This is a genomic window from Robertmurraya sp. FSL W8-0741, assembly GCF_038004005.1.
GTDB classification, from domain to species: Bacteria; Bacillota; Bacilli; order Bacillales; family Cytobacillaceae; genus Robertmurraya; species Robertmurraya siralis.
On the sequence record NZ_JBBOQG010000001.1, the window covers coordinates 2,604,314 to 2,628,132 of the forward strand.

General features: G+C 37.2%; 21 protein-coding genes. 17 read left to right on the top strand and 4 right to left on the bottom strand.

Annotated features, from left to right (window positions below; all coding sequences use genetic code 11):
- Window positions 1-303 precede the first annotated feature (303 nt).
- On the top strand, window positions 304-2,454 hold the full coding sequence (locus tag NST02_RS12600; RefSeq protein WP_340949102.1) for a PAS domain-containing protein: 2,151 nt from the start codon (window positions 304-306) through the stop codon (window positions 2,452-2,454).
- Window positions 2,455-2,874: 420 nt separating this feature from the next.
- Entirely contained in the window at window positions 2,875-4,947 is a 2,073-nt protein-coding gene (gene fdhF, locus NST02_RS12605) for a formate dehydrogenase subunit alpha (RefSeq protein WP_235879503.1), read from the top strand.
- A gap of 212 nt (window positions 4,948-5,159) precedes the next feature.
- Here fdhF and NST02_RS12610 read toward each other — a convergent pair whose 3' ends face one another.
- Entirely contained in the window at window positions 5,160-5,882 is a 723-nt protein-coding gene (locus NST02_RS12610) for a hypothetical protein (RefSeq protein WP_095306188.1), read from the bottom strand.
- A 241-nt stretch (window positions 5,883-6,123) separates the two neighbouring features.
- Between NST02_RS12610 and NST02_RS12615 the strand changes: the two genes are divergently transcribed.
- The 7 genes from NST02_RS12615 to NST02_RS12645 all read left to right on the top strand — a co-directional run bounded on the left by NST02_RS12615 (window position 6,124) and on the right by NST02_RS12645 (window position 11,735).
- Complete coding sequence (locus NST02_RS12615; RefSeq protein WP_095306187.1) at window positions 6,124-6,315, top strand: YbxH family protein; 192 nt, start codon at window positions 6,124-6,126, stop codon at window positions 6,313-6,315.
- A 30-nt stretch (window positions 6,316-6,345) separates the two neighbouring features.
- Window positions 6,346-6,861, top strand: a complete 516-nt coding sequence (locus NST02_RS12620) for a hypothetical protein (RefSeq protein WP_095306186.1) — start codon at window positions 6,346-6,348, stop codon at window positions 6,859-6,861.
- 587 nt (window positions 6,862-7,448) lie between these two features.
- On the top strand, window positions 7,449-9,122 hold the full coding sequence (locus NST02_RS12625; protein WP_340949104.1) for a DUF6044 family protein: 1,674 nt from the start codon (window positions 7,449-7,451) through the stop codon (window positions 9,120-9,122).
- Window positions 9,123-9,139: 17 nt separating this feature from the next.
- On the top strand, window positions 9,140-10,177 hold the full coding sequence (locus tag NST02_RS12630; RefSeq protein WP_137744079.1) for a glycosyltransferase family 2 protein: 1,038 nt from the start codon (window positions 9,140-9,142) through the stop codon (window positions 10,175-10,177).
- The gene (locus tag NST02_RS12635; RefSeq protein WP_095306183.1) at window positions 10,131-10,556 is read left to right on the top strand and encodes a GtrA family protein; all 426 of its coding nucleotides are present in this window, start codon (window positions 10,131-10,133) and stop codon (window positions 10,554-10,556) included. The genes NST02_RS12630 and NST02_RS12635 overlap by 47 nt, the downstream gene beginning before the upstream one ends.
- Before the next feature lie 391 nt (window positions 10,557-10,947).
- The gene (locus NST02_RS12640; protein ID WP_095306182.1) at window positions 10,948-11,277 is read left to right on the top strand and encodes an SCP2 sterol-binding domain-containing protein; all 330 of its coding nucleotides are present in this window, start codon (window positions 10,948-10,950) and stop codon (window positions 11,275-11,277) included.
- 260 nt (window positions 11,278-11,537) lie between these two features.
- Complete coding sequence (locus NST02_RS12645) at window positions 11,538-11,735, top strand: hypothetical protein (RefSeq protein WP_095306181.1); 198 nt, start codon at window positions 11,538-11,540, stop codon at window positions 11,733-11,735.
- Window positions 11,736-11,794: 59 nt separating this feature from the next.
- On the opposite strand, the gene NST02_RS12650 is transcribed toward NST02_RS12645, so the two are convergent.
- Complete coding sequence (locus tag NST02_RS12650) at window positions 11,795-12,295, bottom strand: MerR family transcriptional regulator (RefSeq protein ID WP_170211324.1); 501 nt, start codon at window positions 12,293-12,295, stop codon at window positions 11,795-11,797.
- 323 nt (window positions 12,296-12,618) lie between these two features.
- Window positions 12,619-13,101, bottom strand: coding sequence for a ribonuclease H-like YkuK family protein (locus NST02_RS12655; RefSeq protein WP_095306344.1), 483 nt, complete (start codon window positions 13,099-13,101; stop codon window positions 12,619-12,621).
- A gap of 151 nt (window positions 13,102-13,252) precedes the next feature.
- On the opposite strand from NST02_RS12655, the gene NST02_RS12660 reads away from it, so the two are divergent.
- The 6 genes from NST02_RS12660 (at window position 13,253) to NST02_RS12685 (ending at window position 20,202) form a co-directional block, all read left to right on the top strand.
- Window positions 13,253-15,808, top strand: a complete 2,556-nt coding sequence (locus tag NST02_RS12660; RefSeq protein WP_340949105.1) for a DEAD/DEAH box helicase — start codon at window positions 13,253-13,255, stop codon at window positions 15,806-15,808.
- A 170-nt stretch (window positions 15,809-15,978) separates the two neighbouring features.
- Window positions 15,979-16,791 (top strand): YitT family protein, encoded by an 813-nt coding sequence (locus NST02_RS12665; protein ID WP_235879504.1) that lies wholly within the window; start codon window positions 15,979-15,981, stop codon window positions 16,789-16,791.
- 317 nt (window positions 16,792-17,108) lie between these two features.
- Window positions 17,109-17,393: a D-alanyl-D-alanine carboxypeptidase gene (locus NST02_RS12670; protein WP_340949106.1), complete on the top strand. Its 285-nt coding sequence runs from the start codon at window positions 17,109-17,111 to the stop codon at window positions 17,391-17,393.
- Window positions 17,389-18,402: a D-alanyl-D-alanine carboxypeptidase/D-alanyl-D-alanine endopeptidase gene (gene dacB / locus NST02_RS12675; RefSeq protein ID WP_340950010.1), complete on the top strand. Its 1,014-nt coding sequence runs from the start codon at window positions 17,389-17,391 to the stop codon at window positions 18,400-18,402. Before NST02_RS12670 ends, dacB begins: the two co-directional genes overlap by 5 nt.
- Before the next feature lie 128 nt (window positions 18,403-18,530).
- The gene (locus tag NST02_RS12680; RefSeq protein ID WP_095306176.1) at window positions 18,531-19,304 is read left to right on the top strand and encodes a hydroxypyruvate isomerase family protein; all 774 of its coding nucleotides are present in this window, start codon (window positions 18,531-18,533) and stop codon (window positions 19,302-19,304) included.
- 10 nt (window positions 19,305-19,314) lie between these two features.
- A complete protein-coding gene (locus tag NST02_RS12685) occupies window positions 19,315-20,202 on the top strand; it encodes an NAD(P)-dependent oxidoreductase (RefSeq protein ID WP_340949107.1) in 888 nt (295 codons plus the stop codon).
- A 672-nt stretch (window positions 20,203-20,874) separates the two neighbouring features.
- Here NST02_RS12685 and NST02_RS12690 read toward each other — a convergent pair.
- Window positions 20,875-21,984 (bottom strand): CAP domain-containing protein, encoded by a 1,110-nt coding sequence (locus NST02_RS12690; RefSeq protein WP_095306174.1) that lies wholly within the window; start codon window positions 21,982-21,984, stop codon window positions 20,875-20,877.
- A gap of 202 nt (window positions 21,985-22,186) precedes the next feature.
- Between NST02_RS12690 and NST02_RS12695 the strand changes: the two genes are divergently transcribed.
- Entirely contained in the window at window positions 22,187-22,951 is a 765-nt protein-coding gene (locus tag NST02_RS12695) for an exodeoxyribonuclease III (RefSeq protein ID WP_095306173.1), read from the top strand.
- 25 nt (window positions 22,952-22,976) lie between these two features.
- A complete protein-coding gene (locus tag NST02_RS12700) occupies window positions 22,977-23,702 on the top strand; it encodes a DsbA family oxidoreductase (RefSeq protein ID WP_212933329.1) in 726 nt (241 codons plus the stop codon).
- Window positions 23,703-23,819 lie beyond the last annotated feature (117 nt).

Genomic DNA, 23,819 nt, shown 5'->3' on the forward strand with positions numbered 1-23,819 from the left:
GCGATCAAAAGTTTTTTGGCCACTGACTCGGTAAAACAACGGAGATCACAAGCTTTGCATCAAAGATAGAACTCTTTCAGTTATACTGAGAGACGTGTGAAAACAATGTTTGACACGAAATGAGCCAAAAATGAATATCGAAATCTAACCCAAAGCTAAATATGTTCTATCAATCAATGGTTGTTTTTCGACAAAATGGCCATCTTTATCCTAAGACAGAAGGGAACTGGAAATATTTCTTTAAAGAACGATTAGTTTACATTACAATTATAGTAGAAACTTTTCTTTGAAAAGGGCTGATTGATGTTGACTTTATATTTATCTTTAAATCCAATCTTGATTATTGCTGCAACTATTTTAACGATGATGGCTACCTATTCAGCATTGGATATGTTTTCAATGCTGAGAACATCAGAGCGCAATAAGCCTCTCCTGTTTATTGGTGGAACGCTGTCTTTAAGCTTCGGCATATGGGTGATGAGTTTTCTTTTTGCGTTAGACATTACGACATTATCGAATTACAATTTGCCTGTAACTTTTTTAGCAATTTTGGTGGGGATTTGCTTCACTGGAATGGCCTTCTACGCAATTTCATTAAATAGCCTTACACCTAAAAATTTAGTTGCAGCAAGTTTTTTTATGATGAGTGCAGTCTTCTCCATTCATATCATTGGCATGTTCGGACTTGAGCTGGCTCTAACCTATAATTGGGTGATATTAGCTGTGACAGCACTAGTAGTATTTGTCTCTTTTTATTTTGCTTTTTGGCTAATTTATGATTCATCATTGGCAAAGAACGTGTGGATTAGACCATTAAGTTCACTCATAATTACAACTGCTGTTGTTGAAGGACATTTTTTACTTCTTAAAGCCTCCTCCATTACGTCAAGGACAGATATTTCAGGTGTTACGGGAGACCCTTTTCAGGAAACATTTTTGATTTATGCCATTTTAATCGTTGCTGTCATGATCATGAGCGGTTTAATAGGTTCAAGTGCTCTTGTAAGCAAAAGACTTGCTGACTCTGATTCAAATTTAAAAGATATTAAAGCAGCGCTTGATGAGTCTTCGATCGTGGCGATAACAGATGCCAAAGGAACGATTACCTATGTGAATGATAAATTTGTTGAGATTTCGAAATATACGAAGGATGAACTAATTGGGCAAAATCATCGAATTTTGAACTCTAGTTACCATCCAAAAGAATTCTTTCAATCACTTTGGAAAACAATTGGCAGTGGAAAGGTTTGGAAAGGCGAAATTCAAAACAGGGCAAAGGATGGGAGTACCTATTGGGTTGATACGACCATTGTTCCTTTTTTAAACGAAAAGGGAAAACCTTATCAATATGTTTCTATTCGAACAGATATTACTAATCGTAAGCAATCAGAGCGCAAGCTGAAAGCAACGTTAAAAGAAGTAAACGATATAAAATTTGCTTTAGATCAGTCGTCGATTGTGGCTTTTACAGATGAAAAAGGGATTATAACTCGAGTTAATGATAAATTTTGTGAAATATCTCAGTATAATCGAGACGAAATAATTGGGAAGGATCATAGCATTTTAAATTCTGGGTACCACAGTCACGATTTTTTTAGAGAATTGTGGAGAACAATTGGAAGTGGGTCAGTATGGAAAGGAGAGATAAGAAATAAGGCGAAAGACGGTTCTTATTATTGGGTGGACACAACCATTGTTCCTTTTATGAATGAAAGAGGGAAACCATATCAGTATTTGGCAATAAGAAACGATATTACAGAGCGTAAACGGACAGAGGAAATTCTTCATCGTCAAGATAAGCTTGCGGCAGTTGGACAATTGGCAGCAGGTGTTGCCCATGAAATTCGAAATCCGCTCACATCCATGAAAGGTTATGCGGAATTTTTGTTAGAAGATGAAACAGATGAGCAAAGAAGAGAGTTTGTAGACATTATTTTAGATGAAATAAATCGAGTAAACCAAATAGTTGAGGATTTTATGGTATTAGCTAAGCCAAAGGTTGTTGATCTGAAGGAAAAAAATATTATTCCGATTATTAAAGACGTTTTATCATTATTGGAATTTGAAGCACGAAAGAAAAAGGTTCGCATGCATTTTGAAGCAAATGATGATATTGTCCAAATTGAATGTGATGAGAACCGTTTGAAACAGGTCTTTCTAAACTTTGTGAAAAACGGTATTGAGGCAATGCCAAACGGCGGAGATATTACTGTTCGTGTTCATGTAGCAAGCGAGCAAGTACAAATTTCAATTCAAGATACAGGAGTAGGAATTCCAGAGGAAAAATTGAAGAGAATTGGTGAGCCCTTTTATACAACGAAAAAGGATGGGAATGGCCTCGGCTTAATGGTGAGCTATAAAATTATTGAAAGTCATAACGGAACAGTTTTCATTGAAAGTGAACTAAATAAAGGAACTACCTTTAATATTATTTTACCAGCTCACACAGCCTAATGCTGTAAGTGGGCTTTTTATTTAAGAGTGGTCCTTTTCCGCCAGTTAACAAGTTTTTACTAAAAAATTTTCTTCGGTTGGGGATACACTATTTTTTATTGGTTAAGTTTAAATAAACTTGTTGTTTAGCACTGACTCGATAAAACGAGGGAGAAAACAAGCTTTCTCCAAGCGTTTCATCGAATCAGTGCTCTTTTTAGCAATGCGAAAAAACGCAGCTGTGTGAAAAGGTCGTTAAAAACGACTTCTTGACAACAGTTTTTTTAAAAGGTTTTGGGACAAACCTCGAAATAAGCCAAAAGTCACCAGAATCATATATCGTAGCCTTTTATTTAGAAAGTTCAAAATAACTTCTAACTTTTGTAATCGTCTGTGATTATTTTTTCGCTAGAATAAAAGTAAGGAAGAGGAGGGATTGTTATGGAGGCTTCAGAAACTAAAACAGTTAAAACAATTTGTGGCTATTGCGGGACAGGCTGTGGGCTTCTGCTTGAGGTAACGGATAATAACATTACAAAAATCCGCGGAGATAAAGCAGCACCGGTCAATAAAGGACAGACATGTGTAAAAGGGGCGTTTGCTTATAAGTATGTTCATGCAGATGAACGTTTAAAAAGTCCGCTCATACGCCAAGATGGACGACTTGTTGAGACAACATGGGAAACGGCGCTGCAATTTATTGCGGATAAACTTACACATATTAAGGAGCATTTCGGCCCAAATGCAATTTCTATGTTTGCTTGTGCCAGATCAACAAATGAATCGAATTATATAACGCAAAAATTCATGAGAGCCGCAATTGGAAGCAATAACATTGATGGATGTAATCGAACGTGACATGCCCCGAGTGTTGCCGGTCTGGCAACGATGTTTGGCAGCGGTTCTCCAACAAACACACTTGATGATTTTGAAGAATCAGATGTTCTTTTACTGATGGGTTCCAACACAACAGAAGCGCATCCGATTATTGCAAACAAAATGAAAAAGGCCGCTAAACAGGGCTTAAAAATTATTGTCGTAGATCCGCGAAAGATTGATATGACAAAAGTAGCCCATCGTCATCTTCAAATTGAAGTAGGTGCGGACATCGCTTTAATGAATGGAATGCTCCATGTAATTATTGAAGAAGGACTTTTTAATGATGAATGGGTGCGGAAGCACACCGCTGACTTTGAGCGTTTAAAGGCTCAAGTTAAAACTTTTACACCGTCATATACTGCAAAAATAACTGGTCTTGATGCCGCTGATATTGTAGAAACAGCAAGAGAATATGCGAGAGCAGACAAAGCGATGATTGCGTATACATTAGGAATTACTGAACATCATTGTGGAGTTAATAACGTCTTTGATATTGCCAACCTTGCAATGCTAACAGGTCATATTGGCAAACGTGGCAATGGAATCATGCCGTTAAGAGGTCAAAATAATGTTCAAGGAGCTGGAGACATGGGCTGTCTCCCTAATATGATAACGGGGGCACGTTCCATTACTGACAACCAATACCGCAGGAGATTTGAGGACCATTGGGGAATTCAGATTAACAGCAATGTGGGAGACACGCAAACAAGAACATTTGAAAGAATGGAAAATGGAGAGGTAAAGGCTTTATATGTTATTGGAGAAAACCCATTGCTTGCAGATGTACATTTAAATCATACAGCAAAGCTTTTCAATAATCTTGATTTGCTAATAGTACAAGATATTTTTCTAACCGATACTGCAAAACAAGCTGATGTCGTGTTACCTGCAAAATCGTGGGGTGAAGTAGAGGGTACGTATACTAATACGGATAGACGCATACAGCGAGTTAGGCAAGCTGTAAAAGCAGATGCAAACGTTAGGGAGGATTGGGAAATTTTATGTGATCTAGCTTCTCGTCTTGGCTATAAAATGATGTACAATAATAGTGAAGAGATTTGGGAGGAAGTAAGAACGCTAGCACATGAAGTGTACGGAGGAATCTCTTACAAACGTCTAGATCAAGAATATGCCATCCATTATCCATGTCCAAATGAAGAGCATCCAGGAACATTTGTTTTGCACGAAAGGTTTCATCAATCTTATGATAATACACTTAAATCTGCCTTTGTCCCTGTAGCTTATACACCTCCGATTGAACAACCAGATAAAGACTATCCGTTTACCTTAACAACGGGAAGACGGCTGGAAAGTTATAATACACATACGCAAACACGCCATTACGCTTCAGGCGTTAAGCTCAAGCAAGCAGAGGAGACAGTAGATATCCATCCTAAGGATGCTGCCCGATTAAAGATCGAAGATGGGGAGGTAGTTGAAGTACTGTCAAGACGGGGGTCTCTTTCTGTGAAGGCGAAAATAACAGAGCAAGTTGTTCCTGGGCTTGTTTTCATGAGTTTTCATTGGAGCGAGGTTCCGACAAATGTGCTGACGATAAATGAGTATGATCCTATCTCAGGAACGGCTGAATTTAAAGCTTGTGCCGTTAATATTCGCAAAAAGAATGTAGATTAATCAATTTTGCTCTTTTTTGGGAAAGGGAAGAGGTTAATTCAGGCTGCCTGCAAAACATTCGCATTCTTCGTGCTTTTGTTATGTTTGGAAATTCATTACCTATTATAGAAATTCCGCTCCAGCCAAAGCCTTGTGTTTAATGTGACAAACGTTTTCAATCACTCTGAAGGGGAACAGCTATCGCTCATTTTTGACTTTGGCTGGACTCATATTTATTTATCAACCTTTTCCTTTCCTTCTGTGTTAATGAAGAATCTTTGGATCGGCTTCGTTATCCGGTTGAGATGCGTTTCTAGCTTTTCTAAAATATGCGATGTTCTTTCGAAGAGAATCGCTCTTAAATGATCCAATTCACCGCCAATTTTTTTTATTAAGCCTTCCTGTTGATCAAGTCGTTCCATAACCGTAGTATGGTATACCTCGTGAACTCCAAGTTTATTGGAAAAGTCTTGATACAATTCTTCCTGTTTTTTTAATTGCTCAGTAACTGAACTCGTGTCCTCAAAATTTGTCATCATTTTTACTAGCATTTCTTCATGTGTTGATTGTTGTTTTAAAATCGCTTCTGTTAAAAGGCTGTCTGCTTGTAATTTTTCCATAACGGCGAGATTCGTCTTTTCGACTACAGCAATTCTTTCTAAAAGCTCCTTTTTTATTTTCTCCTGTTCCATTAAGTAGTCCTTTAACTCATTAGAGAAATTTTCCTGTTCCTGTAGCTTCAGGTTCATTTGTTTGAGTGTACTTTCTTGGTTAGCGTTTGTTCTTTTTAGTGACTGACTAACCTTTTCAACGGAATGAGTTAAATTTTTATTAATCGTAGTTTGTTCCTCAAGAATACGTTGTAAATAATTCAATTTGAACAGTTGTTGGTTAGATGATATGGGAGATTTCCTTCTAGGTTTATATATTTGAGGATTGACCTCTTCATTTAACATTTCTATGCTTCACCTCTTTTTTAAATGTAGCCCCAGTTATAGTTGCTGAGAAAATTGGGCAGAATGGAACTTTGAATATGTCCTAACATATGTTATGTAACGAAAGGTGAAAATGAAACCAAAGCTTGCTTAAACCATGGCATGAATCCTTTTCATATCGCGTTAATATGAGAGCGCAGTGCCGATTGTGAAAGTAATAATAATGCTTGGTATCGTCATTTTCAATAAAGGAGCTGATAAAATGGGGGCTATTGATCGAAATGGATACAGATTTGAGCCTGAATATAGTGTGGTAAACCAAAATGGAGCAATTCATGTATATTTGAACGGGGAATTTATTGAGGAACTTAGCTTTCATTTTTACGGCAAATATCCTGAGCCGAGCTTAATTGAAGAAATTGTTGAAAACTATTGTCAAAAACATGATATTTAATGCCGTTTTCATAAGACAAGAGGTGGTAAAATGAAAAAGTTATTTTTTGGGATCGGAGCCTTGCTCCTCTTTTTACAACCGCAACATAGTAGTGCGAATGAAGAGGAAATATCCGAAGAGTGTAAGCAAATGGTCGATGAGACAAAAGCTGAATATATAAACTTAGTTAATAATGATGTATTAGCCAGTTTTGATTTGTTGGAGAAAAAAAGTGAAAATAGCCTGATCTTTTTCACAGCAAGTGATCTTTGGAAAAACGAAATGCTGACAGGAAAAAATGAGACTCTTGAATCATTAAAAAAATTAATGTCAGGCAAATATCGAGGCGAAAAGAGATTGTATTTCTTAAATCATGATCCAAGAAGAGGTTATATATTGTATAAAGATATCAACAATAATAATATTATGTTAACTGTGAAAAAGGAAGCTCATGAATGGATATTAGTTGATAAAAAGGTTAAAGAAGGAAAAGCGATTGTTTTGCAAACGGCAAAATGCAATGATCAACATTTTATGCAGAAAATGTTTGATAATTTATATCCTTAAATGCAGACATAATGGATGAGCACTTTCCTGAAGGCAGACCCGCTTGCTCAGATAGAGTCGATTTCGTTCTGTGCTTGCCTTTCCACGATAATATGTTTTGAGAGATCCACTCATGTTCATATTTTTAGTGAATCCTTCGGACAAGCTTTTGCGGTAGTTAAAATAGCAGGCGATGAGCTATTCAAATTGCCAATTTACGTAAGAACGTATTTTCTACGGCACTGGGAGAAGAACTCTTCCACTATATCTGATTGATTGCCGATATTTGAAGTCTTTTTACTTATTTAAAGTAGGAAGGCTTTTTCTCTTTTTGTAGAGGGGACGTTACGATATATTTGCCTGATTAAGGAAAGTTGCTTCGATTCAACCCAGCAAAAATTCTTTAAACTTTTTCTAATGATTTTGTTCCTTTTTTGAAATTAGTGGAAAATTGGATGTTTGGAATATAATTCAATTTATTCGTAAACGATAAATGTACAGTCAGCGTTAGAGTTGAATATTACTGTTCGAATCATAAATTAACTCGAACCATTTTCTTTAAACTTGATCATCATGCTTTGACTGTAAATCGTTTTGAGGTGTATTTTGTGGTCCGATGGAATTTAAGTGAACGACACCAAGTCATTCTCGCTCTAGCAGTGATTACGTTATACTTATCACCTTTATTTATTTTAGGAGAAAACGCACATATCCGAGTACATGATAACTTAGATTCTAATCTAGCATGGTATAAAATTTTATCAGAAAGCGGAAAAATCTTTGGTGGAATTGAATCGACAATCCCCCAAGTGATGAATGGTTTACCGAGAAATGCTCTAGGCTCTGAATTAACGCTCATTGTTTGGCTGTATCATTTCTTTCCAACGATGGTTGCGTACGCACTTAGTCAAGCGCTAACCAGGTATATTGCCTTTTTTGGGATGTTTTTACTTTTAAAAAAGCATTTTTTGCAAGGGGAAAAATGGCATTTTGTTTGTGTTGGAGTGGCTTTAGCTTTTGCTCTAACTCCTTTTTGGCCATCGGGAATGCTTAGTACACTAGGGATGCCGCTTGCTCTATGGGCTTTTTTAAATATACGAAAAGGGGAACGTGACTGGCACAATTATGCTGTGCTAACGCTTTTACCGCTGTACTCTAGCTTTGTATTGGGCTTTTTCTTCTTTTTATTTGCGATCGCTATTTTCTGGGTGATCGACGTACTACGCGGAAAAGGACTAAACTTGAAATTTTTTTTCTCGATTGCCTACATGACCTTTATTTATTTAATCGTCGAGTATCGCTTGGTAGGCTCCTTCTTATTGATCACGGAGGCAAATAGCAGGGATGAGTATTTTCATGCAAGATTGTCTTTATGGCGGGTAATTCGCCTGACATTTAAAAATTTTCTATTAGGGCATACCCATGTGATGACTGTTCATGGGCTTGTGATATTACCCGTTATCCTGCTCGCTTTGTATATCGTAATCATAAAAAGACTATGGAAAAAAGAAAAATTGTTTTTGCTCCTTTTCGTTATAAATTTTTTATTATCTGCATGGTATGCTTTTTGGTTTTATAAAGGTTGGCTCCCACTAACGGAACGTTTTCACGTACTGGATACGTTTAACTTTGCCCGTTTCCACTTTTTGAGGCCAATGGTTATTTACGTAAGCTTTGCTCTCGCCCTAAAAATATGGATGGAGCATTCTATTAGCTTAAAGACTCTTGCTCATTTTTTGATCGCAGCACAGTTATTTGTTCTATTTCTTTTTAATGATGAGATTGTGTATCATAGAAAACCAACAGTAAAAGAGTTTTATTCAGTTGAGCTCTTTTCTGAAATTAAGCAATATATCGGCAAACCTGTTGAAGATTATCGAGTCGCAAGTATTGGTATCCATCCCGCAATATCACAATTTAACGGTTTTTATACCCTTGATTCGTACAATAATTTTTACCCTTTGTCTTACAAGTATCAATTTCGGAGAATCATTGCAGCAGAACTTGAGAAAAATCAAACAATCCGAACTTATTTTGATGAGTGGGGCGGTCGTTGCTACATATTTACAGCAGAATTGGGAAAACGTTATATGTTTAAAAAAAATGCAAAAGTGAAGTTAAAAACTTTGCAAATAAATACGGAAGCATTTAAAGACATGGGGGGCGAGTACATTTTTTCTGCTATCCCGATTGAAAATGCTAGCGAGAATAGACTCGGTTTAATGAAAATATTTGCTAGTGCACAATCGCCATGGAAGATCTACTTGTATAAAGCAATGTAAGCAGCTAGGAGGTCAACATGAACGAACCAATCCTAACAATAGTCGTCCCTTGTTATAATGAAGAGGAGGTTCTCCCTTATACGTTTAAAGAACTAAAAGGGCTTATGAGTGAACTGGTACAAGAGAGACTCGTTTCTGATAGAAGTAGGCTTTTATTTGTTGATGATGGGAGCATTGACCAAACATGGACCTTCATTTATAAAGAAACGATTCAAAATCAATATGTGCGAGGTCTAAAGCTTGCGAGGAATGTTGGTCATCAAAATGCCTTATTAGCAGGGCTTTTTAAAGCGAAGGAATTGTCTGATTGTATTATCTCAATCGATGCTGACCTGCAAGATGATTGTGCTGTCATTAAAGAGTTTCTTAAAAAGTATAAAGAGGGATATGAAATTGTTTACGGAGTTAGAGTTAAACGAGAGAGCGACACCTTTTTTAAAAGGACGACTGCACAAAGCTTTTATAAACTAATGAAGCTGATGGGGGTAGATTTAGTTTATAATCATGCCGATTTTCGGTTAATGAGCAAGCGAGCTGTCGAGAAACTTGAAAAATTTGAAGAAATCAATCTTTTTTTACGCGGTATTGTCCCGTTGATTGGTTTTAATTCAACAAGTGTATATTATGAAAGAAAAGAGAGAAAAGCAGGTAAAACAAAATATCCGCTGAAAAAGATGCTTTCTTTTGCCTTCGATGGAATTACATCGTTTTCCATCACTCCGATTCGCTCGGTTTTATTTATAGGCCTTGTTTCATTTTTTGGCAGCCTTGCATTCGCTCTTTATTTTCTTTGCCTGAAATTTTTTGGAGCTACGGAGCTAGGATGGACTTCTTTAATCACGTCGATTTGGTTAATAGGTGGTCTTCAGCTTATCGCCGTTGGCATAATTGGCGAATATATTGGCAAAATCTATAAAGAAGTAAAACGACGCCCAAAGTATATTATAGATATTGATGCTTATACAGTTGCACTGCCAGAGCATTTTAAAGACAGCGGAGGTTTAGAGGATGAAACCCGTTTCCTTGAGCGTGGGGAAATATTTAAGTCTAACTAGCCCTTTTATACGATTTTTATGTGTGGGTTGTCTTAATACTTTAGTGGGTCTTTCTACTAGCTTTATACTTTTAAATGGGTTCGGGCTTACTTACTGGTTTGCAACATTTCTCGGCAATGGCGTTGGGGCGATATGTAGTTTTGTTCTTAATCGTAATTTTACTTTTCAAAGTAATGCTGCAATCAAAAAGACTGGAGTTTTATTCGTTTTCGTTGTCCTGTTTTGTTATTGGTTTTCATATTCATTAAGTGCTATGGTGGCAGAGGCTTTCACTCTAACTGGGATTTTAACGAAAAAAGAACAGGCCGTACTAATAGGAACGGTAATTTATACGATAACGAATTATTGCGCTCAAAAATATATCGTCTTTTCAAAATAGCAGCGTAAAATCACGAAAAGGACTTCCGGAAAGGAAGTCCTTTTTCTTCGAAAACTGCGGCGCTTGACTGCACTCCACATTGTGCATTTCCCGTAGGAATGTCAATTCGTCTTACGCAATTCAGCTCATCGCTCAATAAATATAGCACGGATTTATTTGAAATACAAGTTTTTCATTAGAAAATAGGTTTGTAATATTTTGAAAAAAGTGAAATAATATATTTAATAAATAGGCGGGCTGCGTTAGGATGTGCTTGATAGTTTAGCTGGGTATAAAGCTTCTGTTTCTCACGTCTTTTAAGTCAAATTGCTAGAACTTCCTGAAACTTAAACCAGTTAAATTTATAAAAAGTGACATCAGTGAGAATTTTGTTAAGAAAGGAGTGCTATGGATGTCAGTAAAAGAAGAACTGCACCGTTTGATTGATAAAATAAATTCAAATCCGGTCCATATTAAACATGAAAAGGATCGTGTTTTTCAAATTAACTTAGATGAAAGCGGCATCTTACAAATGATCCTTGAACAAGGGAAGATTGCGGTAGTTGATGGGGAGGAGTATGAAGCAAATGTGATACTGTGGACATCAGATAAGCAGTTTTCTAAGTTATTAAAGGATGAGCTTAGTACAACAATGGCTTTTATGACAGGTAGTTTAAAAGTAGATGGAAATCTAGGACTTGCATTAAAATTGCAAGAGATCGTAAAAAAATATCAATCATAACTGCTAATAAGATGAATGGACACTCTAAAATTTAAATTTTAGGAGTGTTTTTTAGGAGACGCAACTTCGTTCGTTTCACAAGCTTATGCTAAACAAACTACTAATTTTCTCTATTAAACTAGTTTATTGGAGGAGGCTTGTACTTTTTTTAAAGTGAAAATTTATGTTAAAATAGTCAATATAGCATTATGCTATCAATCTGCTAGCTTGTAGATAGCAAACTGATAGCGTGCGCTAGCCTAATATAAGGAGGGCTTTATATGACGAGTAAAGCTAGAAGTCAATTAAATGTCAGAGTCTCAGCGGAAACGTTGCAAAAATTAGACGAAATTGTTGAATTTTACCAGGAACATACGAAGCTGGGAAAAGTATATAAGGCTGATGTTTTAACGGATATAATTGATAAATCTTATGAGGTAATGAAGAAACAAAAATTAAATAAAAGACCTCATTTGTAATAAAGGAAGGTATCTTTTTTTGGGTGAGCATCATGAGGCCTTAGAATCTTGGGAATGACCTAAAATCCGAAAAGGGTGTGAAATACGGTCTTCTTTTTTTGTTTTTTGCTTGCTTCATGCTCGTGTTCTCTTTGTTCGTTAACGTTAGCGAGTGAGTGACGAAGAGAAAGTTGAAGCTCGTCGACTTGATTCGTGAGCTGCTCAATTTTACCTTGCAATTCTTCAATTTCTCGGCGATGCTGCAGCAATTGATAGGTAACGACAGAATCTGCTTTATTTTCAATACTTCTCTCGAGTTTATTGACTTTATCTATCAAACTGGATTGCTTTTGCTGAAATTTAACAGAGCCTCGACGAGTCGGTTTCCGCACCCGAATATGTTGGATGGGGATTCCTTTTTGGATCTGTTCTTTAAATTCCTTTAAGGTTTCGACATCTTCTTGCGAATATAAAAAGTGACCAAATTCATTGCGTTCCATTTCTAAGCCTAAATGTTTGACCCATCTTTGCACTGTACTGGAAGAAACCCCTAATAATTTCGAAACAGCGCCCGTATTCAACCTATAACTCACCTCCTTTACAGGATCAATTCTTCCTTTTCATAAAAATTCCTATGCAGGTGACAAAACAAGTTTGTATTCGCCAAAGAAAGTGGATATACTACTTTTTTAGCAATAAAAACAACAAAAATTCCCCTTCATTTTTACAAATGACTGGGGGAATTAAGCATGAGTGAAAAAGAAGGAGCTGTCTATTGGCAATTGCAACTAATGTCAAAAATGAAACTGAAACAACTTATGTGGCGTTTTTTTTCCACTTTAAGATGTTCAAGCTCTTTTATAATATTAATTTGCTTATAAGATGTTTCTCGATTATGTATTATTTATTTCGTATAGCGATTTGCATAGCTTGAAGCAACAAAAGAATTAGGTTTTATTTTTGGCTCTAGACCAAGGGATTCAATTCTTGCCACCATTTCTTCCACGTATATTTTCGTTTTATTTAGTTTGCCGGCACCAATATCAATATGGCCTTCCATTGTAAATGTCGCTCCTTGGTAAATGAACGGAAGAATGAGATCGATCATGCAATTTTTTCGTTCTTCTGTAAAGAGAGCGACGACTTCCTCTGTTAATGATGTTTCCTTAGAGATTCTTTCATGTAGTTGTTCCATTTTCCTTTGTATATAAACTCTGCGAATGCACGCCCAAGCTCCTTTACCTTCATTTTGAATGACGATTCCCGTAATAAAAAGGGTATAATCATGATGAACCTGAGAATCAGTCCCAATCATTAGGCGATAATTTCCTTGTGGATTTAACTTCATAAACTTTATAATGCGGTCGAATACTTGTTCAAAGGACATTTCTTTTTCTTGAAGGTTTTGAAACGTTAATTCATTCAAAAATATCTGTCCTTTCTTAAAATACTTGTTTCTATAAACTTATGCAGGAAAGTGTTAAATTTGTTTGGGTGTTGTGGAAAGATAATGTTAAGTTCATTTAAGGAGAGAGTTAATGTCACATTTACAATCGTTATATCCAGTTGCAGTTGAGTATACAAAAAGTAAGGTTTGGGAGGATTTATACCGTTATTTAGGCAGTAAGGAACATCCACCAACGATGGAACAATATTTTTTTGACCGAAGGAGCTATTTAGAACAAATTTGGCTCAACGTATGGTTAAATAAAGCCTCCAATCAGATCCCTAGAAGAGAAAAAAAAGAATGGTTGAAGAATTTTGGCCACGAAGTGGAAGGTGTTGAGCGAAAGCTAATCAATCATTTGTTTCGCAATGAGATCCGTGCGTACCAACCTTTCGACACTTGGTCGTGGGCACGAGACAGGTTTAATGATCAAGATGAGTGGCTTGAAATTTACAAAAATGCACGAAAACAATTTTTGGCAGAAGAAGATGAAAAGCAAAAGCAAGGTGAAAAGCTGAGACTTTTACAAAGTCTTGATGTTTTTATTGAGGAAAGATTGACAGAAGACTATCAATTGTTTTACTTACATACCCGTGCTTATATTGCTAAAAATCTTGAGAAGATAATTAGTACACAGCCTAAATATGAACAGCTTGAGCTGTTCTCGCTAGAAATTCCTCTACATAATATGGGGTATTTCAATGCGGCTGATTATACTACATTGGCTACTTTTTTAGGAGAATTAACGGGTGATATTAGAAAAACTAGATACAGGGGGAGAAATCTGTATCAGTATGAAACATATGAGATTATATTTAAACAATTTGTCCGTGAAATTGTCTATGACAAAGTGCCGGCATTCATTCTTGCGGCAATTAATAAACAGTTTTTCCATGGGTCTGTATCTGCCCGGTCTGAAATGCTTGAATTAGCGGAGATTGAAGCGCTTTTAAAGGATGAGTTACCTGATATCGTCCTTGATTTTTACAGCTTAATAAAAGAGGAGTATGTTGATGAACTATTAAGGTTAGCCACAGTTTCATTTGATCCTGATATTCATGAACAAATTTTGCTGGATGATCTAGCTAAAAGAGAGAAGCGTAAAGAAGAAGAGTTAGCGGCACAAAGGAAGAAGGAAGAAGAAAAGGCAGAGAGAATTGAGGAAATTTTTGGACAAGAATATCAACCGCGGCTAGGGAGCGATATTCGTTATGTTCTTCATATCGGCGATACAAATACAGGAAAGACCTTCCATGCCCTTGAGCAAATGAAAAAAGCATCAAGTGGACTTTACCTAGCTCCATTACGTCTTTTAGCTTTAGAGGTATTTGACAAATTAAATAGCAATGGGGTCCCTTGCACTTTAAAAACCGGCGAAGAAGAAAAAGCAATCCAAGGTGCGAGGCATTTTTCTTGTACCGTTGAAATGTTTCATGAAAAAGAGTATTTTGATGTCGTTGTCATTGATGAAGCACAAATGATATCCGATAAGGATCGTGGCTTTTCCTGGTATAAAGCGATTACGAAGGCGAATGCGCGTGAGGTTCATATTGTCGGCAGCAAAAGCTTACAGGAAATGGTATGCAGACTTCTTGGGGATGCCGACATTGAAATCAAGGAATACAGTCGAGATATTCCACTGCAAGTGGAAAAAAGGCTTTTTACGTTAGAGCAAACGAAAAAAGGAGATGCACTGGTCTGTTTTTCCCGAAAGAGAGTATTGGAAACGGCATCAAGATTACAAAATTCTGGTTTTCCTGTCAGCGTTATTTATGGAAGCATGCCACCGGAAACTAGAAAAAAGGAAATGCAGCGTTTTATCGATGGTGAAACGAAAGTAATTGTTGCAACAGATGCAATCGGAATGGGGCTCAATTTGCCAATCAGGCGCATTGTTTTTTTAGAATCGGAAAAATTTGATGGTACGAAAAGAAGAAGGCTAACCTCTCAGGAGATTAAACAAATTGCAGGAAGAGCTGGTCGAAAAGGGATTTACGATGTCGGAAAAGTTGCCTTTAGTTCCGATATGAAATGGTTTAAGCATTTGCTCAAAAATGAAGATGAGCCACTACAATCATTTGCGATTGCACCGACATCCGCAGTCTTTGAACGATTTCAAAAGTATTATCGTGAACTGGCCATATTTTTTGAACTGTGGGAACAATTTGAGAGTCCCGATGGTACAGAAAAGGCAAGTTTAGCTCAAGAAAAAGAACTTTATCAAGTAATTCGTGGTACAGAGGTTGAAGCAAAGCTTTCACTTATGGATTTATACGGATTTTTGCATTTACCTTTTTCAACAAAAGATCAAGGTCTTATCCACCAATGGCGAGATACGATGTTTGCCATCGTAAAAGGAGAAGAATTGCCAGAGCCGGTCATTCGAAAAAGGAATTTGGAAGAACAGGAATTATCCTATAAAGCGATTGGACTGCATCTCTTATTTTTGTATCGCCTTGATAAAAGGCTTGAAGCACTTTACTGGGAAAAGGAGAGAGCAGAATTGAGTGATGCTGTTCATGAATCTTTGAAGACGGAAGTCAAGAAAATGAAAAAGAAGTGCAGAAGATGTGGAAAACCGTTATCATGGGAACACCCCTATCCAATTTGTAATTTTTGTCACGAGAAACGCTATGAAAGGTGGTAAAAAGGAGTTCAAATTAAAGGCTTCAAAGTTGAATAATTTTCCTCTTTGTAAGAAAATAAGTTTATTCGATTTTTTAGAAGAATCGATAGAAATTAATACATAGAGGGTGTTAGCATTTGGGAAAAGTACATAAGAAAACAGGGGTGAAACGCCTCATATTGCGTTATATCATGATTATAATTGGGGCGGCAATGGCAGCGATGTCGATAGAATTATTTTTAGTACCCAATAAAATCATTGATGGTGGCGTAATTGGGGTATCCATATTAACCAATTATTTAACAGGAATTAATTTTGGAATTTTAATTTTAATTATTAACTTGCCATTTTTATACGCAGGTTATAAATATATTGGCAAGAGCTTCTTTATTTCGTCGTTAGTAGGAATTATTTCTCTCTCCATATTTGAACAATTACTGCATCATATTGAAGCATTTACCACTGTTCCATTGCTGGCTACTGTATTTGGTGGTTTACTTTTAGGAGCGGGTGTTGGAATCGTTGTTAGAGCAGGGGGCGCCCTCGACGGAACAGAAATATTAGGAATTTTACTTACAAAAAAACTCCCATTTTCAGTTGGTGAGTTTGTCATGTTTATTAATGTTTTTATTTTTGGATGGGCAGGCTTTGTTCTTGGCTGGGAACAAGCGATGTATTCTATTCTAACTTATTATATTGCTTCCAAAGCGATTGACGGAGTCTCGCAAGGAATTCTTAATGAAACGAAAGCAGCGATTATTGTTTCAGACGAATTTGAGGAATTGTCGCAAACAATTAATCAAAGACTTGGCCGCGGTGTTACAAGACTTTATGGAAAAGGTGGCTATCACGACAAAGAAAAGGAAGTTATTTATGTTGTCGTAACCAGATTGGAAGTTGCAAAATTAAAAAGCATGATATTGGATATTGATCCGAACGCATTTATCACCATTATGGATACACACGAGGCCCATGGTGGCAAATTCAAATCAGCCATTCATTAACGATGCAGCCGTAGTTTGTAAAGATCTCATACAAAAAAGCAAAGGAAAAATGAAATTGTTTTTCTGAACTGCCCCGTAAATGTTAGTCACAATCTGACGTTTACGGGGTTTTTTTGCTTTTATTTGTAGGGCAACCATTGACTGTCCTTTTTCTCAATTTGAAAATCAGACGAAATCATCGTTAATTATAATGAACGCAAAAAAGCTCAGAAACCCAGAAAAAACCGTTTTGTTCCCTGTTTTCAACTGATTTTTTCTAACGTTTCCTTTTTTACCAAAAAACTTAAGTGGTACTTTATGTTTTAAAAGGGGCGGTTGTGGGAATAAGTGTCCGTTCAGGCAGTACTGGGGAAGTGAAATATCAATTTAATGGAGATACGCGGTTAAAGCCTGCCTCAAACATGAAGCTAATTACGGCAGCAGTGGCACTTTCCGTGTTGGGGGATAGATTTAAAACAGAAGTACGGACAGATGGGGTGTTGATAGGAAATACTTTAAAGGGAGATGTATATTTAATCGGCAAAGGAGATCCGACCTTAAGGAAAGAGAATTTTCAAGAATTAGCTAGACAGCTAAAGGAAAAAGGGATTAAAAAAAATTGATGGTAGTCTTTTTGGCGATGATAGCTGGTATGATGATATCCGCCTATCTCAAGATATGATTTGGACGGATGAAGAACGTTATTATGGAGCTCAAGTTTCTGCCTTAACTACTTCAACTGACACTGATTATGACACTGGGGCGCTCATTGTGGAAGCTTCTCCGGGGAAAAATATTGGGGATCAAGCAAAAATCTCGCTAATACCAAAGACACAGTATGTGAACATCGTGAATCAACTATTGACTGTTTCACCAGAGAGCAAGGCTGAATTTCGCATAAAAAGAAAGCATGGTAGCAACACGATAGTTTTAGAAGGGATGTTACCAATTGCTTCGCCAACAAAAAGAGAGTGCATCGCTGTTTGGGAGCCAACTGGATATGCACTAGATTTGTTTCAGCAAGCGTTGGCAGCTGAAGGCATTAGCCTTACTGGAAATGTTGAAAGAGGTCGGTATACGTCTGGAAATTTAGTCGCAAGCCATCAGTCTATTCCATTATCACAATTATTAGTGACATTCATGAAACTTTCCAATAATGTTCATGCAGAAGTATTGCTTAAAGAAATGGGTAAACAGAGAAAAGGTCAAGGAAGTTGGAAAGGAGGGCTGAGGGTAATCAATGAAGAGTTAGAGAAGTTCGGTGTCAATACGGACACATTGGTAATCCGTGATGGCTCTGGTATTTCTCATATTAATCTCGTCACGGCAAATGAATTTACCAAGCTTTTATTTAATATCCAAAAAGAGCGATGGTTCTCATCCTACTATGAGTCTTTGCCGATCGCGGGGAAAAAATCAAAAATAGTGGGCGGTACGCTGCGCGATCGAATGGCTGGCATGCAGGTTCATGCTAAAACAGGGACGTTAACAACCGTTACGGCGATCTCCGGTTATGTGAAATCGGCAAGTGGTGAGTTACTTGTCTTTTCGATTTTAATGAATAATTTATTGGATGAACGTAAAGGTAAACAAGTAGAGGATCGACTTCTCGAAGTGATTGCAAACCAATAAATGGGAACTCAGGGCTGTGAAGGAGCAGTTCTATTGTTTTTTTTGCAGAAGTCTTAAAATTAAACAAGGTTTTTTTCGATAAATGTAGAAAGTAAAGAATAAGTCATTCACTTTGGGAGGAGTTAAGTTTGCGTTTTTCAGTAAATATCTCGACGATCTTCACAGAAGTTCCTTTTCTCTCTCGTTTTGAAAAGGCAAGAAAAGCAGGTTTTCACTATATAGAATGTCAGTTTCCTTATCGTTATGGATTGAATGAGCTTGAGGAGAGGCTGGCTAAAAATAATCTTGTGATGACCTTAATGAATTGTCCTCCTGGGAACTGGGAATCTGGCGATCGGGGGCTTGCTGTAGATAAAAATAGATTTGATGAATTTGAAGAATCGGTAGAGCGCTCAATTACCTATGCGAAAAGATTGAAGGTGAAACAATTACATTGCATGGCTGGGATTATTCCTGTAAATCAGTCAATTGAAGAAACAAGAATGAATTATATAAACAATATTACATATGCGGCAAAGAAAATGTCTTCCTACGGAATGACGCTTTTAATTGAACCGATTAATTCACATGATATGAGAGGATATTTTCTATCGTCTTTGGATGATGCACTTGCTATTTTGAAAGAAATCAATATGCCGAATGTTAAACTTCAATTTGATTTTTATCATATTCAACGAATGCAAGGAAATTTAATTGTTAACTTTCAAAATAATATAGATTGCATCGCTCATATTCAGGTCGCTGATTGTCCTAGGAGGCATGAACCTGGGACAGGGGAAATCAATTACAGCAATATTTTTCGAACGATTCAGGCAAGTGGCTATGATGGATTTATCGGCCTTGAATATACCCCAGAAACGACAAGTGAGGCTAGCTTCACTTGGCTAACTAGTTGGAGATAGGAGAGAGACAATGAAAATCGGCTTTATTGGATTGGGTGTGATGGGCTCTCGAATTGCTAAAAAAATGCTTGAGGGTGGCAATCAGCTAGTTGTCTATAATCGTACAGTGACAAAAACAGAAAACCTTGTGGCTTTAGGTGCCCAACGAGCGAATGATATCGCGTCCCTGTCTAAGGAATGTGAAATTATATGCAGTTGTCTTTCGATGCCAGAAGATTGTGAGCACATATTTCAGAATACTGTTCTCCCTTATGCACGAACAGGGACGGTTTGCATTGATTTTTCTACAGTCGGGGTTAAGACGAGCCAACGGATCTATACGCAAGCGAAGGAAAATGGAATCTCTTATTTGGATGCACCGGTTAGCGGTGGTCCAGAGGGAGTCGAGCAGCGCACTTTAACAATTATGGTTGGTGGAGAGCAAGAAGCATTTGTAAAAGTACTGCCACTGCTAAAATTATTTGCAGAAACGATTGAATATTTGGGCGAATCCGGCTCAGGAAGTGCTGCCAAACTAATAAATCAATACCTTGTGGCTGTTCACTCTGTTGCTGCCTCAGAAGCAATGGTCGCAGGAGCATCCTTTGGATTGGACCCGGAGCAGCTCGTTCATTTGCTAACTGCAAGCTATGGCACTAGTCGTATGTTGGAACGGCATATGAAACATTATGTACTTGATAGGCAATTTCAACCAGGTGGTGCTGTCAAATATGTTCATAAAGATGTCAAGCTTGCTAATCAACTTTTTAACCAAGCTGGAATTGGCGATAAACTTGGCGAGCTTGCAGAAACTGGTTTTCATAGAGCGATAGCAGAAGGTTTTGGAAATGAAGATATGTCCGCAGTTATCAAACCATTAGAGAAACTGTGCAACGTGGAGGTGAAGAGGGTATATTAGGTTTAGCAATAGTCCACATTCAAACAGCAAAGGTAAAAACCCTTTGCTGTTTGATTTTTTATAGTTTAGAAAACTTCCTTTTCGAAATCAAATTCATGTCCCTGCTCATGAAGGGGTTTATGAGGACACAGTCGGACGTAAAAGGGGAATTTGTGTCCGCATGAAGGTGTCATGAGGACAAACTCAAGCGGAAAAAGCAAAATGATGTCCGTATGAAGGGTCCATGAGGACACAGCCGGGAGTGAAAAAGAAAACCGTGTCCGCATCATGAAGGTTCATAAAAACACACCCAAGAAAAAAAAACCACCATTAACACTGGTGGCTTTGATTTTGGCTACACGAGTTCATTCACTTACTTGATAACTTTGCTTTTAGCTCATGTAGGCTAACGCCTCTCGCTTTTGAATCAATCAGAACTGTTAATACAAGAAGAATAGGTTTTTTCTCGCAAGCTGAAGTTTTCATTGGTGTTGAATAGTTTTTAAAACGAAGGAAGGGAGCTTCTTGGTAATCTGTACAGAATTCGAACGTTAATTATTATGACGGGTTCTGCAAGTGCTTTTGCAGAAATGCATAGTCCTTACATGCCATTATATGCAAACTTTCACACTTTTAGAGGAAGTTGCATGGACTGAAAGAACCATCCTCACAATCGAAAATAAGTAGTTGTTTTCATTTTGAAAAATAATTTTGTGTATAGTATGGATGTGATTCTTTGTTGAAAGCAACACCAACACCTAAATGATTAAATTCAGCTTTCAATATATTTTTCCGGTGTCCTAAAGAATTCATCAAACCTTCATGGGCGAAAATGCTACTAAATTGTCCATATGCCAAATTTTCTCCGGCAACTGAGAAGGTGATTTGATCAGCGAGCATTCGGTCAAAAGGGGATTGCCCTTGCAGATTCGTATGGTCAAAATAGGCGTTTTTAGCCATATCGGTGCTGTGCTTTCTCGCTGTCTCACGAACGCGCTCATCCCATGTAAGAATCCCTAAACGATGCTGTACCCTCGTTGCATTTGTCAAATCAAACATTTGCCATTCAAAACCTTCTCTTAGTAAATCAGTGGCTGTGGCATAGAAATTCTTTTTCTTTTCTTCCATATCTTTATGAATAATTTGGATTGCAGTTAATGAATTGCCTTCATGTTTATCATAAAAAATCGTGATATAACTCTCGTCTATTAAAAAAACATCATAATCCGCATCCTTTTCAAGCTGATAGTAGACAAAACCTTTTTGAATTCTCGTTAAGGGGGTACCGAGCTCTTGAATAACTTGTTCTCTAACTGTTTCTAGCTTGATATTTTTTGTAGATGCGATTAAATCTTGATTCGTATAAAGACCAACGACTTCGCCTGCGTCGTTATACATCACTTGCACATAGTTTTGATAGTTTTGATGATAGGTATGCCATTTGCGGCCGTATTCATTAACGGAGCTTCTTTGTGGAGCTCCAAGTATTTTTTCTACTTTAGCCTTTTGTTCGCCAATTTGGATGTTATGGATGGAAAAGGTTTGCTGAGATGGAGCAGTTAACTCTGGTTGTGCCACACTATTTTGGTCCTTAATTTCAGGCGAGCCATTGATCGTCTCTTTAATTGTCTCGAAAATGGATTGAAAGGTTGAGATGACAGAGGTGGCTATATTTTGTAATTCTCCATTTTCAATGAACGTCTGAAAATTTACCTTCGCCTCCGTTTTAGTTCCTTCTTCCAAATATGAAGCGCCAATCACGATCAAAAAAACAACGACTATCATAAAAAGAAAACGTCTCATGCTACCCCTCCTTCACGGATCTTGATAGTATTTCAGTTTAGTCAAAATTTATAAAATTAAAAGCGAAACTGATATTTAATGACAATCGCTTAGTCTTAATTACTCGATAAACGGTTTCTTTCATAGTATAGTAGAATTATTCCGAATGGAACTAGAATGCTTTATTTGGACGACATCAAAAGCTAAGCAAGGAGAATATTCAATGAAATTTGTTTCATGGAACGTAAATGGAATTCGTGCCTGTGTGAAAAAGGGTTTTCTAGATTATTTTCACGAGGCCGATGCTGATATATTTTGTATACAGGAATCGAAGCTACAAGAGGGCCAAATTGATTTGCAGTTAGATGGATATGAGCAGTACTGGAATTATGCAGAAAGAAAAGGATACTCAGGCACGGCTGTTTTTACGAGAAAAAAACCTCTTTCTGTTCGCTACGGCATTGGAGATAAGGAAACGGAGGCAGAGGGTAGAAGCATTATCTTGGAATTCGCCGATTTTTACTTGGTCAATATTTATACACCAAACTCAAAAAGGGATCTGTCTCGTCTCGAGTATCGATTGCAATGGGAAGAAGAGCTTCGAGAGTATCTTCTCGAGTTAAATTCAAAAAAGCCAGTCATTTATTGCGGTGATTTAAATGTTGCTCATGCAGAAATCGACTTGAAGAACGCAAAATCAAACATAGGAAATTCAGGCTTTACTTATGAAGAACGAGAGAAAATGACGAAGCTCCTTGAATCAGGCTTTGTAGACTCATTCCGCTATTTATATCCGGAAAAAACCGATGTTTATACGTGGTGGTCTTATATGAGTAAGGTTCGTGAAAGGAATATTGGCTGGAGAATTGATTATTTTATTGTTTCTAAACAATTGGAGCATCATATTGAAGAAGCTGAAATTCATCATCAGGTACTCGGAAGTGACCACTGTCCAGTTGTTTTAAAAATGACAAATTTAAACGCTTAAAATAATGAATTGAAGAGGTGACATAATGAAAATTGAAGTATGGTCTGATTTTGTCTGTCCATTTTGTTATATTGGCAAACGGCGGCTAGAAGAGGCAATCCAGCAATTTCCTCACAAAGAACAAATCGAAGTTGAATTTAAAAGCTTTGAGCTTGACCCCAACGCTCCTAAAAACTCGAAAATGACCATTCACGAAGCACTCGCTAGTAAATATGGTATGTCGATTGACCAAGCGAAGCAAGCAAATGCTGGTGTTGGTGAACAAGCTGCAACAGCAGGATTAACATTTAACTTTGAGGATATGAAACCCACTAATACATTTGATGCACACCGTTTGGCCAAATATGCTAAAACAGTGGGGAAAGATAAGGAAATTACGGAAAAACTTCTTTATGGCTATTTTACCGAGTCAAAAAATTTAAGTGATTACGAAACATTGGCTGATATTGCAGAATCAGTAGGAATAACACGAGATGAAGCGCTTGAAGTTTTACAGGATGAGTCGGCTTTTAGCCATGATGTACGTGTAGAAGAGGAGATTGCCAGACAATATCAAATAACGGGTGTGCCATATTTTATTATAAATCAGAAGTATGCAATCTCCGGCGCTCAACCATTTGAAACATTCCAAAGTGCTTTGCAGAAGGTATGGGAGGAAGAAGCAAAGACCCCGATGTTTCAAGATTTATCCTCTGAAGAAGATACTACTTGCAGCGATGACGGCTGCAGTATCCCAGCTAAAAATGAATAAGTTTGTCATAAAGAGATTGGTTGTTGTATACCAATCTTTTTTACTGACCACCTTGCATTCTGCAAAAAAAAACGGCAAAATAAGCAAGGAATAGGAAATTAGAAAGCAGGTTTTTAC